A 12939-nucleotide genomic window follows, 5' to 3' on the forward strand; every position below is an offset into this window, starting at 1 on the left:
GTTGTTGGTGCGTTGCGCACCTGGTTTGTGCGTCAAGGCGTCAGCAGCAGGCGTTTGCTGCCGTAGGTCTTCTCCAGATTCTGCTGCTGCACGGGGAAACTCAGGTACTTGGCCCGCCGCCAGGCATCGATGCCGTCGGCATAGTGCGGGCTGGCCGGGTTGCCCGATTGCCCGGAGCTGTTCAGGCCGATCATCGGTTCCTCGCGACCGAAGTCGACGATCATCCGCATGCTCGGGATCAGCCAGGTATCGAAGTCCTGACCCCAGTTGTAGGCCGAGACGTTCAACGTGCTGTGATCACCGCCGGCCGGGTAGGGGCCGCGGTCCAGATAGCCCTTCAGGGAGCCGATGCTGGCGCGCTGACCGGCGCCGAGGTAGGGCGCCATCTGCGTGCTACCGCTCAGCCACTCGTAAGTGTGCAGCTTGCCCCATTGCCAGGCGGTGCGTTCAGCGCCCAGGCGCTGCTCGAGCAGCTCGATGCTGGCCGCCAGGCTGCGGGCGAGAATCGCCGGTTTGTCTTCCTTCTGCGGGGTACGCACGTCGTCCCAGAACGGGCTGTCTTCACGGCCGAGCAGGTGATCGGCCTGGGCCGAATAGGAGAGGTTGGCGGTATCGACCAGCGCCTTCCAGGTCTTCGAGGTTTCCGGGCCGAGTTCGTCGAGGAAGATCTGCCGCGCGCTTTCGTGCAGGAAGGCGCCATACACGGCTGCGTCCGCGGAGGTCGCGGAGAGCTTGCCGTCGAAGGCCATCAAGCGGCTCAGGGCTTCACGGGCCTTGCCACGCTGTGCCTCCGGCAGGCGGTCGATGGCCTGGCGCAGTGGTGCGGCCATGTTCTGCGCTTCGAACATGTTCTGCAGCTTGGCGACGAAAGGCGAGGTCTGATCGTATTGCATGGCAATCATGCTTTGCGTGTCATGGCGACCGCTGCCGGCCAACTGCGCGATGCGCTCGTAGCGCTCCGGGGCGTACCAGGAGTTGGAAAGCTGCATGCCATAACCGCGAGGCACGCTGCGCTGATTGGCGCTACCCAGCCAGCCTTGCTGCGGGTCCTGGTCGTAAGGATGGAGCATCGGGTCGGCGAAGCCATCCCACTCGTAGCGGCTGTCCCAGCCCGGCGATGGCACCAGGCCCTGGCCGCCGCGGCGGTTGGGGAAGCGCCCGGTGACCTGCCAGCCGATATGCTCGGCATCGGCGAACACCAGGTTCAGTGGCATGGCACGGATTTCCCGGGCTGCCTCGAAGGCCTGTTCCACCGACTGCGCGCGCGACAGATCGAAGAAGGCGTCGAGGCTGGCGTCGTCTTCGAACTGGGTGGTCTGCAGCGCCAGGCCGTAACCACTCTGCAACTGCAGGGGTTGCAGCGGATGCTTGCGCTCGCCCAGCACGCTGTTGAGCAGCGCGCCGTGACGGGTTTCGTAGAGTGTTTCGCGAATCGGTTTCTGACCCTTGATGAAGAAGGTTTCCTGGCGCTCCTGAGCTGGCTGCCATTTGCCATCGGCGAGATACAGAAGGCGATTGCCTTCACGCTTGACCTGTTCGAGGAACAGGTCCTGATTGTCGCCCATCACCATGGTCATGCCCCAGGCGAGCTTGCCGTTGAAACCGGCAACCACGGCGGGTATGCCCGCGACCGTCACGCCCGATGCCTGGAATTTCGGCGCACGAATCTGCACGAAGCTCCATACCGAGGGCAGCTCGATCGGCAGATGGGTGTCGTTGGCCAGCAGGCTCTTGCCGCTGCGACTGCGCGAGGGCGCGATGGCCCAGTTGTTTGAGGCGGCGACGCCGAGCATGTGCCGCTCGGACACCTGAGCGGCAGCGCTCTTCACCGCCTGAAGGCCGGGAATGTTGCCGCCGAGAGCCAGGCCCTTGAGTTTTTCGGCTTCCTCGAACGGTAATGGCTCGTCCGGGTAGGTCGGCAGCAGCCAGGCCAGTTTGTCCGCGCCGACTTTCTGGGTCAGGGTCAGGGCCGCGATCTCTTCCTGCAGGTTCACCGAGAGGCCGAAGTTGAGCAGGCAGAAGATCATCACCGAATCTTCGGGCTTCCAGTAAGGCGGCCGGTAGCCGGCTTCGGCCAGGTCCATCGGCAGCTTGTCACGATAGCGGAACAGGTAGGCGTTGACGCCACGGGCATAGACTTCGAAGAACGCCTTCATCCGCGGCGAGGCATTCTTGTAGAGCACCTCGGCGCTCTTCTTGAGGTTCACCGCGCGCATGAAACGGTCCATTTCCAGCACGCCAGGGCCGGCCATTTCCGCCAGGCGACCCTCGGCCATCAGACGCAGACTGACCATCTGGCTAAGGCGATCGCTGGCGTGCACGTAGCCGAGGGTGAACAGGGCGTCGTGAAAGGTATGGGTCTCGATCAATGGCATGCCCAGCGGGTTGCGGCGTACCGAGGCGGTTTGCGCCAGCCCCTGGACACGGAAGGAACCCTGATCCGGGTGCACGCTGTTGCGGTAGCGGCTATCGAGCAGAGACTGGCAGCCGCTCAGCGCGACCAGGCCGGTAACGAGGCCGGCGAGGCCAAAGGTGGCGAGAGGACGGAAAGCGCGCGGCAGCATGCGGCGGACTCCTGGCGGAAAATGGCGGTGGTGGGCGGGTGCCCGGATGCGAATGGCGCTAAAGGTAGAGAGCGGCATGGCGCCTGGCAAGTGGCGCCGTGATCGGAGCGACGGTCGTCGCCCCATGGGTTATGGGCGCGTGCTCAGTCCGTCGTCGAGCAGCCAGCGGGCAGCCTCTCGGGCTTGCTGGTCGTGAGCCTGGGCCAGCTCGGCGAAACGGCTCTCGTGCTGGCGCCGTTCGGCCCGACTCAGGGCTTTCCAGTCGGCGTGGGTGGGCACGTGTGCAGTCGCCTGGTAAAGCTGCTGAAAGACTTGGGTCTGGGGCGTCAGGCTCAGTGTGGAGTCGTAATTGTCGAGCAGCACCTTGATGCGAATCGCGCCTTCTATCAGCGGCACCTGCCCATCGAGCAGACAGCTGGCCAGCACCCGTAAATCATCGTGCAGACGCTGGCGCTGGGCGTGGCGAGCATCGCTCTGCAGGCGTTGCCTGGCCCAGACCCGACGCCACAGATGGGCGGCGTACAGCGTCAGGGCGACGACGATCAGCGTCGCGAACAGGATCAGCAGGTGATCAGGCCCCATGGCACTTCTTGAATTTCTTTTCGCTGCCGCACGGGCAGGGATCGTTGCGACCAACGTCCTTCAGGGTGTTGCGTACCGGCTCCTGAGGTGCGTGGTTGCAGTGCGGGCCGTGCACATGGCCGTGATGATCGTGGCCATGATCATGGTCGTGATCGTGGTTGCAGTCAGGGCCGTGGACGTGGGGTTGCTGGGTCATGCGAGGTTACTCCGGAAGATATTCACCGGGAATTATCTCGCCATTGCGTGCCATGTGCACGCGGCGCCCGAAGAATAATCCGGTTTTCACTTCACCCTGCAGGCGATAGCTGATGGGCTGGTCCGGCTGTTCGAGCAACTTGACCACCTGACGCACGTGGCGCCACAGGTTGGTACGTACGGGAACGTCGAATTCGGTATGACCATTGGCGGGCACGGTGAACCAGACTTCCGATTCACCCTCGGCGAGCTTCACGTCGTTGAGGTGCACCACGTAGTTGAGGCCACGCACTGGCAGGCTGACGTCGTTGGGGTTGTCGATCCGGAAGCGCAGGACGAAGCGCTGCTCCAGCAGCTTGGCCCTTACCACGTCGACATTCACGAGACGAACGTCGGGATCTTCGAAATCGTCCGAAAGCCAGGTCGAGCAACCGCTCAAGACCGAGCACAGACCAAGAAACACCAGTAGGCTAAGAATTCTTATCATTTGCGCCTGAGAAAACATTTCATACTCCGTTCGAGGCCTCAGTGTAACAAGAGACGGCTTGGCTGCCCTAGGGGCTGTTAACATTTCCGCGCAACCTGGGTGGCCCCAGGCCGAAGCGCCAAGCAGACGCTCGCCGCCGTCATCGCATTTCGAGCGCTTTGCCAGGAGCGCAGCGAGGAAATGCCGACGGACTCTCGTGTGCTCGCAAAAAGCTGCGTCATACTGGCCTGCATGCATTTAGGTTTTATTGCTGTGGCCAAAGCAGCACACGAAATGACAAAAAGGAGCGTGGTGATGGCGCGATACGAAGTCGCATTTTCCGGTGAGCTGGTGCCCGGTGCCCAGCTGGAAACCGTACAGGCCAACCTGGCCAAGCTGTTCCAGGCCGATGCCCAGCGTATCGCTCAGCTGTTTTCCGGGCGGCGGGTGGTGATCAAGAACAATCTGGATGAAGCCGCTGCCGAGAAGTACCGCAGTACCCTGGAGCGCGCCGGGGCGCGTGTCGAAGTGATCGATACCGAGCCGGAAATCATCGAAGAGATCGAACTGGCGCCGCCTCCACCGGCGCAGCCGATCACTGCGCCAGCCAGTCAGCCGCAGCCGGGGCGCCTGCAGGTGGCGCCGCGTGATGAATACATGGCGGCCTTTGCCGATGTCGATGCGCCGGATTTCGGCGTTGCCGCGTTGGGTGCGGATCTACAGGATGCGCCAGTCGAGGTGGCCGAGCCCGTGCTGGACTTGTCACAATTCAGCCTCGCCCCGGTGGGCAGCGACATGGGCCAGGCGAAGGCTCAGCCCGCAGCAGCGGCGCCGGATACCTCGCACCTCAAGCTGGTGTGAAGTCGTAGCTATAGATAGCCCGCGCAGCACTTCTTCATGTTGTGCAACAAAACACTACTAATTTTTAGCGTGGCTCGGTCGCCAGACTGTTGTGTGGTCTGGCAGGCTTTCTCGGGCACCAACAAAGGCAGGCACCTCGCTGGAAGATTTCACTGTGCTGATTGTCGCTGGATTTCCAATGCGCAAGCGCGGCCTTTAGGCGTCAGAGATGCGAGGGTTATGACTTCTCTTTGCTCGATAGAATGATTCATATCGATTTCACAGGTGACCAGTCCCGCACTAGTAAGCTCATCTAGCGCTACCTGCAACTCAAGAGTTTGGAGATCTGTGCCGTACTTAAGGTTGTGAAAGGCTGGGTTTATCCCTTGCTCATGGAACCAAGCAATGGATTGCAGGACAGCTTTTTGTTGGTCGCTGAGACCTTTGTTCGCCACATCAGACCGCTGCAATCTGTAGAGCTTCCAGCCCAGGGCAATGCCGATTGCGAGGATGATGAATGCCAGCCATGCAGGGACGGGTATGGTTGTGTTGATAGACGTCCAGATACTGACCAAAATCTGCCAAAACTGGCTGATGATGCTTCCATCCAAATAATGATCAGCAATCTTGCTGACCACCACCGAACCGACGATACCGGCAGTCCAACCTAACGTCCCCTTCCAGTGTTTCCTAAGCCAATCCATTGAGCCTCATCCTGTCCTTAATATGTGATGGCTGAATGCTATCAGTGTTTGAAGTGACAGGGGTTGTCTGGGGTAGGGGCTAGTTCGATTACTACTAACTGACACTATCTTTAGTATTAGTGGTTTATGTCGTACAGCTAACTTTTTCACGAGGATGAAAAAAAACTTTCTGCGGCAATTAGGCCGCTTCCACTTGCATCGCCATTATTCATGGGAATTTGCGCCACTTACCCCGCATTAACCCACAGACTTATCCACAGGCCGAAGGGCTTGCCTTAGGTTCGCCATCGCACTATCTTTGTGCCACGACAGAGCAAAGCCCAGCATGTAGTGGTTCTGCGGTATTAAAGCACTACATCTGGTGTTGTGTGTTTCTGCTCGTTGCGAGCATGTGCGGAAGGAAAACTAGCGAGAGAATGTGTTGGGTCGGCAAACTTACACACATTCTCCCGCTCCTCTCCAGAAGCCATACGCAGTAGAACTACCAAGCCCTGATTGGGTTTTGCATTGAGCCAAACAGACGTCAGAACGTCAATCGGCACGGTGCTTAACGGTGCCCTTTTGTGGGCTTGGTCTCCTTCTTTTTTGGCTACGGAGACCCCACGCCATGAGTAATGACAAACAGACTTCAAGCGAAATCGCCAAGCAAGCATCGGCAACCCTTCGCGATCCTAACGCCTCGGCTATCGCCAAAAGCTTAGCCGCTTCAGCGCTGGCCCAAACGTCTACCGGTAAGGAGACAGGGAAGGCAATGGAGGCCAAAGCTTCTCAAGTTCTTCAGTCCGAGAAGTACAGCGAGAGCACCAAAGCCTTTGCCGGCTCGATCCTGGCCCAATCCAACAAGAAGCGTTGAGGAGGGGTTATGGATCGTTACTGCGTAAATACCAATGCTCAACCAAATGGTGACAATGAAGTGCACAAAGAGGGGTGTACTTTTCTCCCCTTGTTGCATAACCGTCGTGACCTCGGATTTCACGCCAGTTGCCATGGAGCTGTGCTCCAGGCTCGGTTGTGGTATTCGAGAGCGAATGGCTGCTTGTTTTGCTCAACGCTCTGTCACACGTCTTAACTGATATACGTTCCGCCAGAAGCGGGGTGCTATGTGCCCCGTTCTCTGGTTTCTGCACAGAAAAATATCTGACGGGCCAGACCCTCTTTAGGAGTTTGTCTGTGCTGGTGTAAACGTTGATTCCTTTCGCTAGTAGGTCTAGGAAGCGGGGAAGAGCATCACGCACTTTCTCTCTGGATAGTCTGTCCAGTGATTCAATCACTAGATAGCTGCCCGTTGGGATGGTGCCGTCTTCGACATAGGCGAGGAATCGGGCCAGCTCGCCTGTATCGTCAAGGTGCCTTCCTTTGTACGCACTACGGCCTTTGTCAAAGAACAGGTAGTCGCGTTGGTCAGCCATTTCTAGGCTGTATTCGTCGCAGAACGCCTTAGCTGCCTTCACCTATCGGGCGTAGCTGTCGCCTGCTGACTGTTTTGCACTACTAAATCTGATGTAGTTGAAAACCTTGCTCATTCGTGGTGCTACCGTCCCTGTGATCAATTTAGGTAATTGTGGCAGCACTTCTTGAACTTCTGCCCACTGGCGCATGGGCAGGGGTCGTTGCGCCCGGCCTGCAGGCCTACGGTCGGGTCGATGAAGTACCAGCGGCCCTGATTCTGCACGAAAGCGGAGCGTTCACGGTGGCTGTGCTCGCCGGCTGCGTCGTGCCAGCGGGCGATGAAGGTCACCCTGGCATGTTCGGGCTGACCACCCAGCAACTCCGAGTGCTCGACCTCCAGGCCCAGCCAGGTGCTTTGCAGGCTCCAGGCGCGGATGCCTTCGACGTCGAGTTTCGCCTGCTGGGCGGGCAGCGAAGTCGCCACCAGATAATCGATATTGCCAAGCACGTAAGCGCTGTAACGCGAGCGCATCAGGCTCTGCGCGCAGGGAGCAGGCACGCCGTCGTGATAACGGCCGCAGCAATCCAGCAGAGAGTCGCCGCTACCGCAGGGGCAGCCAGTTTGCGGGGCTCCGGTTTCCATACTTACCACCAGTACTTGCCGAAATTCTCCGGGTTGGCCCAGAACTTGGCGTTCAGCCAGTCGGGTGCCTGTTTGTACTCGAGCAGGTCATAGGTGAACAGACTGAGAACCTGCTCTTCCCTCGCGAAGCGCTCGCTGACATGCAGGGCGAGGGCGAAGAAGTCGGTGTCTTTCCAGCCGCTGGCCTGCAGGTCGACCAGCACCGCCATGCGGCTGGCATTCAAATTGCGTATGCCACCGAGCAGTTGTAGGCCATCGCGTTTGGGCATGTGCTCAAGGCAATCGACGATGACGGCGAGATCGAAACGCTGTCCGGCCAGCTCCGCTGGCAGGGCGCCGGTGGCGGAATGGGCGATCAGGCTCTGGGGATGCGCTTGTCGAAAGGCATTCACGGCAGGTTGCTCGCTGGCACCGATCAGCAGCAGGCGTTCGGGCGCATAACGTTGAAGTAGAGCTGCCAGCGATTGTTGCGGCGTGCGTGTAGAAATGATGTGGCTCATCGAAAACCTCGAAGGAATCACAAAAGACTACCCCGCGCGGATGCAATCAACTAGAACTGTTCGTTCTGCTCGGCTGTCGTAACGCTGTCTGGCAGATTTTAAAACGGGCGTCTTTAATCCAGAGTGTCGGTTTTTGCACCGATTCCCATTAGGAGACTTGCATATGAGTATTACAAGGAAAGCGGTACCCCTGATCATTGCGTCCACCTTTCTGACGGGGTGCGCTGGCGTTCAGAAATCCGACTGGCCAACCTGTGCTGCGGTAGGCGGCGTCAGTGGCGCAGCGTTGGGCGCCATCGAAAGCTCGGCCTGGGCTGGTGGTGGTGCAGTGATCGGTGCTGGCTTCGCTGCCGCCTATTGCTGGGTGCACGGCGCTGATGGTCAGGAAGAGCTGGTGTTGGTCGAAGAAACCATCGTCGAAGAGCCGGTGGTCGCTGAGCCGGTTGCTGAAGCGGTACGTGTCGAGCTGGACGTGAAGTTCGATTTTGACAAGTCTCAAGTGAAGCAGGAAAGCCTTGGCGATATTCAGAGCCTGGCTGACTTCCTCAAGCAATATCCGCAAACCACCACTGTGGTTGAAGGCCATACCGACTCCGTCGGTACCGACGCCTACAACCAGGCCCTGTCCGAGCGCCGTGCAAATGCCGTGCGTGAAGTACTGGTCAATCAGTACGGTGTGGGTGGTACCCGCGTGAATGCAGTCGGCTATGGTGAAAGCCGTCCGGTTGCCGATAACGCCACCGAAGAAGGCCGTGCGATCAACCGTCGCGTGGAAGCGGAAGTCGAAGCACGGCCATAAGCCAGCCTCGACATTCGCGAGAATCCTGACCGGCTTCATGCCGGTCAGGAGCACGATGCCACGCAACGGGCATCGTTTTCGTTCGACCCTCTGGTTTCCTTACCCGCAAACACAGTAATGTGCCGCAAAATCATAAGCGGTCGGGGCGGGCAATGAAGACTATCGCGGGGCTGGGCAAACTCTTGGCGACACTGTTCTGGTGCGTCGTGCTTGCCAATCTGATCGACCCATACGCTCAACCTTTCGCTCAGTTGCTGACGCTCGCTGGCGCTGCCGTGCTGGCACTGCATGTCATCGAACTGGCGTTGTTCAATGGTCTGCTTCGCGGTCAGCCGCGCGTCGCGGTGGCGCGGGCTCAGGTGCTGGCTTTCGGCATCTTCCATCTGTGGACGCTTCCGGCTTTTGCCAGCACGGCTCTGCAGGTGAGCCCCGAGGAAACCGCCCATGCGTAAGCTGATTCTGCTGGCGGCACTGTGTTGCCCGTTGCTGGCACTGGGCGAGGCCGTCATCGAGGTCGACTCCCACAACTTCATGCGCCTGCCCGCGCAGGGCAGCGTGCTGCAATTGCAGCGCCTGACGATCGCAGACAACGGTACCTTGCTGGTGCCGGTCGGGGTCAGCGAGTTGCGTATCGACGAGCTATATCTAGGTCATAACGCGCAGATCGCCATCGCGCCGTCCAACGAAAGTCTGCATCTGGATATCGGCTCCGGCGAGATCGCCTCGGGCGCGCAGATCAGTGCGCCGGGTGCTCCGGGTACTGCCCAGCGTGCAGCAGTACCGGGGCGTACGCTGGTCATCCGCCTGCAGGCGGTGAACACCGATCAGTGGCTGCTCGATGCCCGTGGCGGTCGTGGCGCCCCCGGTTATGCCGGGCTGGATGGCGCCGATGGCAAGGCCGGTGGTTGTGCCTGGGGACAGGCCAGTGAAGGCCACGATGGCCAGAACGGCACCGATGGGCATCCCGGTGCGCCGGGTGGGCAGGTGCGTCTGGAGGTCCCGGCGGACTTCCCTGTCGAGCGTTTGCAGGCCCGGCTGGAAGGTGGCGCCGGTGGCCCTGCCGGTAGTGCGGGCATTGCCGGTACGGGTGGTGCGAGCAAGGGCTGCTGGATCTACAGCACCAGCGGTGCTCGCGATGGGCGGCCCGGCATGGCCGGCCAACCCGGTGCAGCCGGGCAGGACGGGCGCCTTGACGTGGTGCGTTTCTGATCAGCGCTTAAAGACTGGGGCGGGCTGCCGCGATCGCGACCACGACCAGCCCCAATGACAGGTTGATCGCGACCAGTCGGCGGATACGCCCCAGTACGACGCCACCTGCCGGCCAGTCCTGGGCTTGCACCGCGCGGCGCAATGCCGGCAGTTGCAAGGCCTGGATACGCAGGAACAGCGCCAGCATCGCCAGATAAAGGCCCATCATCACGTTCACGTAGCGGGGGGCGCCATCGAAGCCGCTGAAGCCCATGTGCAGCATGCCGACTCCGCTGATCGGCAACAGCAGCACCGCGACCCACACCCAGACGAAGAAGCGCCGGAACACGTCCAGCCATAGCGTCAGCCGCTCGGCGGGCTGCAGCGTGGCGCCTGTCGCGGGGCGCAGCACCATCCAGGCGAAGAACATGCCGCCGACCCAGACCAGCGCAGCGAGCAGGTGCAGGGTGTAGATCAAGGAATAAGGTTGCATTCATGTACTCCGGTTACAGCCCGGATCAGGCAGCATTGGCCGATGCGATCGCAGCCATGCCTGGCCGACGTTGCCGAAGTCCATTTCCTCGCCGTCGCTCGGGACGGCTCGATCGCCAGCAGCAATGCGCTGATCGGGTTTCAGAAAGTCTTGCCGCGCGCTGCTCTTCATCCGGTTTTGGCAAGCGAGTCAGCGCGCAGGCGATTGGCGCGCTATGATAGCGGCCGTTTGCAAACACTGAAAATATATCCAGCCTTTTTAGCCTAAGTTCTTCATGCTCAGTACCGAACTCAAGTCCCAGATCCAGGGCGCCTATTCCCGTTTTCTCGAGTCCAAGGGGCTCAAGCCGCGCTATGGGCAGCGTCTGATGATCGCTGAAATAGCCAAGGTACTCGGGACCATCAAGACCGACGACGAGGAGCGTCGCCTGGGCGAGCCTGCCGTGGTCGCGGTGGAGGCTGGCACCGGTACCGGCAAGACCGTGGCCTACAGCATGGCGGCCATCCCTATTGCCAAGGCGGCCGGCAAGCGGCTGGTGATCGCCACGGCCACCGTGGCCCTGCAAGAGCAGATCGTGCACAAGGATCTTCCGGATCTGATGCGTAACAGCGGCCTCAGTTTCAGCTTCGCGCTGGCCAAGGGCCGTGGGCGCTATCTGTGCCTGTCGAAACTCGACGTATTGCTGCAGGAAGGCCAGGCGCAGAGCTCCACCGCGCAGTTGTTCGAGGAAGAAGGCTTTCGTATCGACGTGGACGAGGCAGGGCAGAAGCTCTTCACCTCCATGATCGAGAAGCTCGCTGGCAATAAGTGGGATGGTGACCGTGACAGCTGGCCCGAGGAGCTGGAAGACAGCCGTTGGGCGCAACTGACCACCGATCACAGCCAGTGCACCAGCCGGCACTGCCCCAACTTCGGACAATGCGCCTTCTACAAGGCCCGCGAAGGCATGGGCAAGGTCGATGTGATCGTCACCAACCACGACATGGTGCTGGCGGATCTCGCCCTCGGCGGCGGGGCGGTGCTGCCCGATCCGCGTGACACTCTGTATGTGTTCGACGAAGGCCATCACCTGCCGGACAAGGCCATCGGCCATTTCGCGCACTTCACCCGGCTGCGCTCCACCGCCGACTGGCTCGAGCAAATCGCCAAGAACCTCGCCAAGCTGCTGGCTCAGCATCCCCTGCCGGGTGACCTCGGTCGGCTGATCGAGCAGGTCCCGGAGCTGGCTCGCGAGCTCAAGACCCATCAGCAGTTCATGTTCAGCGCCTGTGAGCAGCTCGCTGATTTCAAGCCGGGCGAAGACATGGAGGGGCGTGAGCGGCCGCGCCATCGCTTCATCGGCGGCGTGGTGCCCGAACACCTGATCGAGCTGGGCCTGGAACTCAAGAAGGGTTTTTCCAAACTCACCGATCTGTTCACTGGCGTCACCGAAAAACTCAAGGAAGCCATGGATGGTGAGACCGGCAACGGCATCGCCAGCCACCAGGCCGAAGAGTGGTACCCGCTGTTCGGCAGTCTGCTGGCGCGGGCCAAGGGCACCTGGGAGCTGTGGCTGGCGTTCACCAGTGAAGACCCGGAAGACAGCCCACCGATGGCGCGCTGGCTGACCCTGGCCGAAAGTGGTGCGTTGTTCGATATCGAGGTCAATGCCAGCCCGATCCTGGCCGCCGAGACCCTGCGGCGCAACCTGTGGAATGTGGCCTATGGGGCCCTCGTGACCTCGGCGACACTCACCGCACTGGGAACCTTCGACCGCTATCGCATGCGCGCCGGGCTGCCGAAGGTGGCCGTCACGGCGGTGGTGCCGAGTCCGTTCCACCATGCCGATGCAGGCGTGTTGCGGGTCCCGGATCTGAAGGCCGACCCGCGCAATGCCGCCGAGCACACGGCCGCGATCATCCGCGATTTGCCTGGGCTGGTGCAGGGTTCGCGGGGAACCCTGGTGCTGTTTTCCTCGCGTCGACAGATGCAGGACGTGTTCGACGGCCTGGAGCGCGACTGGCGCAAGCGTGTGTTCATCCAGGGCAACCTGTCCAAGCAGGAAACCCTCAACAAGCACAAGGCTCGGGTCGACAGTGGCGAGGAGAGCGTGCTGTTCGGTCTCGCCAGCTTCGCCGAAGGTGTCGACTTGCCTGGCGCCTATTGCGAGCACGTGGTGATCGCCAAGATTCCTTTCGCGGTACCGGATGATCCTGTCGAGGCCGCGCTGGCGGAGTGGATCGAAGCCCGTGGCGGCAACCCGTTCATGGAGATCTCCGTGCCCGATGCATCGCTGCGCCTGGTTCAGGCCTGCGGGCGCCTGCTACGTACCGAGGCGGATCGTGGCACCATCACCCTGTTGGATCGACGGGTGGTCACCCAGCGTTACGGCAAGGCGATTCTCAATGCGTTGCCGCCGTTTCGCCGAGAGATCTCCTGACTCCATCCCGGGGACGGCGAAAAAACAGGCACCAAAATCGTCCTTAATCGACATGCGGGCTTTGCGGTCAGGCCCCCATCTGGCGCACTATTGCCGCTCCGCGCGTGAAGCGCGGCATAGGGCTCGTGGCGGGACTGTCGCGGGTCATTTTTATCTG

15 protein-coding genes are annotated in these 12939 nt (G+C 60.8%); 6 read left to right on the top strand and 9 right to left on the bottom strand.

The window, feature by feature from the left end; genetic code table 11:
* Positions 1 to 32: 32 nt before the first annotated feature.
* From FHR27_RS00935 to FHR27_RS00950, 4 genes are all read right to left on the bottom strand, one after another.
* On the bottom strand, positions 33 to 2564 hold the full coding sequence (locus FHR27_RS00935; RefSeq protein ID WP_179537541.1) for a penicillin acylase family protein: 2532 nt from the start codon (positions 2562 to 2564) through the stop codon (positions 33 to 35).
* Between the two features lie 129 nt (positions 2565 to 2693).
* Positions 2694 to 3146, bottom strand: a complete 453-nt coding sequence (locus tag FHR27_RS00940; RefSeq protein ID WP_179537542.1) for a DUF2489 domain-containing protein — start codon at positions 3144 to 3146, stop codon at positions 2694 to 2696.
* A complete protein-coding gene (locus FHR27_RS00945; RefSeq protein ID WP_042555245.1) occupies positions 3136 to 3342 on the bottom strand; it encodes an SEC-C metal-binding domain-containing protein in 207 nt (68 codons plus the stop codon). The genes FHR27_RS00940 and FHR27_RS00945 overlap by 11 nt, the downstream gene beginning before the upstream one ends.
* A gap of 6 nt (positions 3343 to 3348) precedes the next feature.
* Entirely contained in the window at positions 3349 to 3846 is a 498-nt protein-coding gene (locus FHR27_RS00950; protein ID WP_042555246.1) for an LEA type 2 family protein, read from the bottom strand.
* A gap of 276 nt (positions 3847 to 4122) precedes the next feature.
* On the opposite strand from FHR27_RS00950, the gene FHR27_RS00955 reads away from it, so the two are divergent.
* Positions 4123 to 4668, top strand: coding sequence for a hypothetical protein (locus tag FHR27_RS00955; protein ID WP_042555247.1), 546 nt, complete (start codon positions 4123 to 4125; stop codon positions 4666 to 4668).
* Positions 4669 to 4817: 149 nt separating this feature from the next.
* Here FHR27_RS00955 and FHR27_RS00960 read toward each other — a convergent pair whose 3' ends face one another.
* Positions 4818 to 5351, bottom strand: coding sequence for a hypothetical protein (locus FHR27_RS00960; protein WP_179537543.1), 534 nt, complete (start codon positions 5349 to 5351; stop codon positions 4818 to 4820).
* 607 nt (positions 5352 to 5958) lie between these two features.
* On the opposite strand from FHR27_RS00960, the gene FHR27_RS00965 reads away from it, so the two are divergent.
* A complete protein-coding gene (locus tag FHR27_RS00965) occupies positions 5959 to 6204 on the top strand; it encodes a hypothetical protein (RefSeq protein ID WP_179537544.1) in 246 nt (81 codons plus the stop codon).
* Between the two features lie 7 nt (positions 6205 to 6211).
* Here the strand turns inward: FHR27_RS00965 and FHR27_RS26780 are convergent, their stop codons facing one another.
* The 3 genes from FHR27_RS26780 to FHR27_RS00980 form a co-directional block, all read right to left on the bottom strand.
* Complete coding sequence (locus FHR27_RS26780) at positions 6212 to 6760, bottom strand: recombinase family protein (protein ID WP_257026778.1); 549 nt, start codon at positions 6758 to 6760, stop codon at positions 6212 to 6214.
* Positions 6761 to 6897: 137 nt separating this feature from the next.
* Positions 6898 to 7383 carry a YchJ family protein gene (locus FHR27_RS00975; RefSeq protein ID WP_179537545.1) on the bottom strand — a complete coding sequence of 162 codons (486 nt, stop codon included), beginning with the start codon at positions 7381 to 7383 and terminating at the stop codon, positions 6898 to 6900.
* A 2-nt stretch (positions 7384 to 7385) separates the two neighbouring features.
* Positions 7386 to 7883, bottom strand: a complete 498-nt coding sequence (locus FHR27_RS00980; protein ID WP_042555249.1) for a DUF6231 family protein — start codon at positions 7881 to 7883, stop codon at positions 7386 to 7388.
* A gap of 163 nt (positions 7884 to 8046) precedes the next feature.
* On the opposite strand from FHR27_RS00980, the gene FHR27_RS27385 reads away from it, so the two are divergent.
* The 3 genes from FHR27_RS27385 to FHR27_RS00995 all read left to right on the top strand — a co-directional run bounded on the left by FHR27_RS27385 (position 8047) and on the right by FHR27_RS00995 (position 9891).
* The gene (locus tag FHR27_RS27385) at positions 8047 to 8682 is read left to right on the top strand and encodes an OmpA family protein (RefSeq protein ID WP_042555250.1); all 636 of its coding nucleotides are present in this window, start codon (positions 8047 to 8049) and stop codon (positions 8680 to 8682) included.
* 152 nt (positions 8683 to 8834) lie between these two features.
* Complete coding sequence (locus tag FHR27_RS00990; protein WP_179537546.1) at positions 8835 to 9134, top strand: DUF1145 domain-containing protein; 300 nt, start codon at positions 8835 to 8837, stop codon at positions 9132 to 9134.
* Positions 9127 to 9891 (top strand): collagen-like protein, encoded by a 765-nt coding sequence (locus FHR27_RS00995; RefSeq protein ID WP_179537547.1) that lies wholly within the window; start codon positions 9127 to 9129, stop codon positions 9889 to 9891. The genes FHR27_RS00990 and FHR27_RS00995 overlap by 8 nt, the downstream gene beginning before the upstream one ends.
* Before the next feature lie 7 nt (positions 9892 to 9898).
* Here FHR27_RS00995 and FHR27_RS01000 read toward each other — a convergent pair whose 3' ends face one another.
* Positions 9899 to 10363 carry a CopD family protein gene (locus FHR27_RS01000; RefSeq protein WP_179537548.1) on the bottom strand — a complete coding sequence of 155 codons (465 nt, stop codon included), beginning with the start codon at positions 10361 to 10363 and terminating at the stop codon, positions 9899 to 9901.
* Positions 10364 to 10637: 274 nt separating this feature from the next.
* On the opposite strand from FHR27_RS01000, the gene dinG reads away from it, so the two are divergent.
* Positions 10638 to 12782, top strand: a complete 2145-nt coding sequence (gene dinG / locus FHR27_RS01005; RefSeq protein WP_042555254.1) for an ATP-dependent DNA helicase DinG — start codon at positions 10638 to 10640, stop codon at positions 12780 to 12782.
* Positions 12783 to 12939 lie beyond the last annotated feature (157 nt).

The sequence above is a fragment of the Pseudomonas flavescens genome (genome assembly GCF_013408425.1).
GTDB classification, from domain to species: Bacteria; Pseudomonadota; Gammaproteobacteria; order Pseudomonadales; family Pseudomonadaceae; genus Aquipseudomonas; species Aquipseudomonas fulva_A.

Coding starts and splice junctions, on each gene's coding strand:
- FHR27_RS00935 (WP_179537541.1), bottom strand. CDS start 2,564: ATGCTGCCGCGCGCTTTCCGTCCTCTCGCCACCTTTGGCCTCGCCGGC.
- FHR27_RS00940 (WP_179537542.1), bottom strand. CDS start 3,146: ATGGGGCCTGATCACCTGCTGATCCTGTTCGCGACGCTGATCGTCGTC.
- FHR27_RS00945 (WP_042555245.1), bottom strand. CDS start 3,342: ATGACCCAGCAACCCCACGTCCACGGCCCTGACTGCAACCACGATCAC.
- FHR27_RS00950 (WP_042555246.1), bottom strand. CDS start 3,846: ATGTTTTCTCAGGCGCAAATGATAAGAATTCTTAGCCTACTGGTGTTT.
- FHR27_RS00955 (WP_042555247.1), top strand. CDS start 4,123: ATGGCGCGATACGAAGTCGCATTTTCCGGTGAGCTGGTGCCCGGTGCC.
- FHR27_RS00960 (WP_179537543.1), bottom strand. CDS start 5,351: ATGGATTGGCTTAGGAAACACTGGAAGGGGACGTTAGGTTGGACTGCC.
- FHR27_RS00965 (WP_179537544.1), top strand. CDS start 5,959: ATGAGTAATGACAAACAGACTTCAAGCGAAATCGCCAAGCAAGCATCG.
- FHR27_RS26780 (WP_257026778.1), bottom strand. CDS start 6,760: ATGGCTGACCAACGCGACTACCTGTTCTTTGACAAAGGCCGTAGTGCG.
- FHR27_RS00975 (WP_179537545.1), bottom strand. CDS start 7,383: ATGGAAACCGGAGCCCCGCAAACTGGCTGCCCCTGCGGTAGCGGCGAC.
- FHR27_RS00980 (WP_042555249.1), bottom strand. CDS start 7,883: ATGAGCCACATCATTTCTACACGCACGCCGCAACAATCGCTGGCAGCT.
- FHR27_RS27385 (WP_042555250.1), top strand. CDS start 8,047: ATGAGTATTACAAGGAAAGCGGTACCCCTGATCATTGCGTCCACCTTT.
- FHR27_RS00990 (WP_179537546.1), top strand. CDS start 8,835: ATGAAGACTATCGCGGGGCTGGGCAAACTCTTGGCGACACTGTTCTGG.
- FHR27_RS00995 (WP_179537547.1), top strand. CDS start 9,127: ATGCGTAAGCTGATTCTGCTGGCGGCACTGTGTTGCCCGTTGCTGGCA.
- FHR27_RS01000 (WP_179537548.1), bottom strand. CDS start 10,363: ATGCAACCTTATTCCTTGATCTACACCCTGCACCTGCTCGCTGCGCTG.
- dinG (WP_042555254.1), top strand. CDS start 10,638: ATGCTCAGTACCGAACTCAAGTCCCAGATCCAGGGCGCCTATTCCCGT.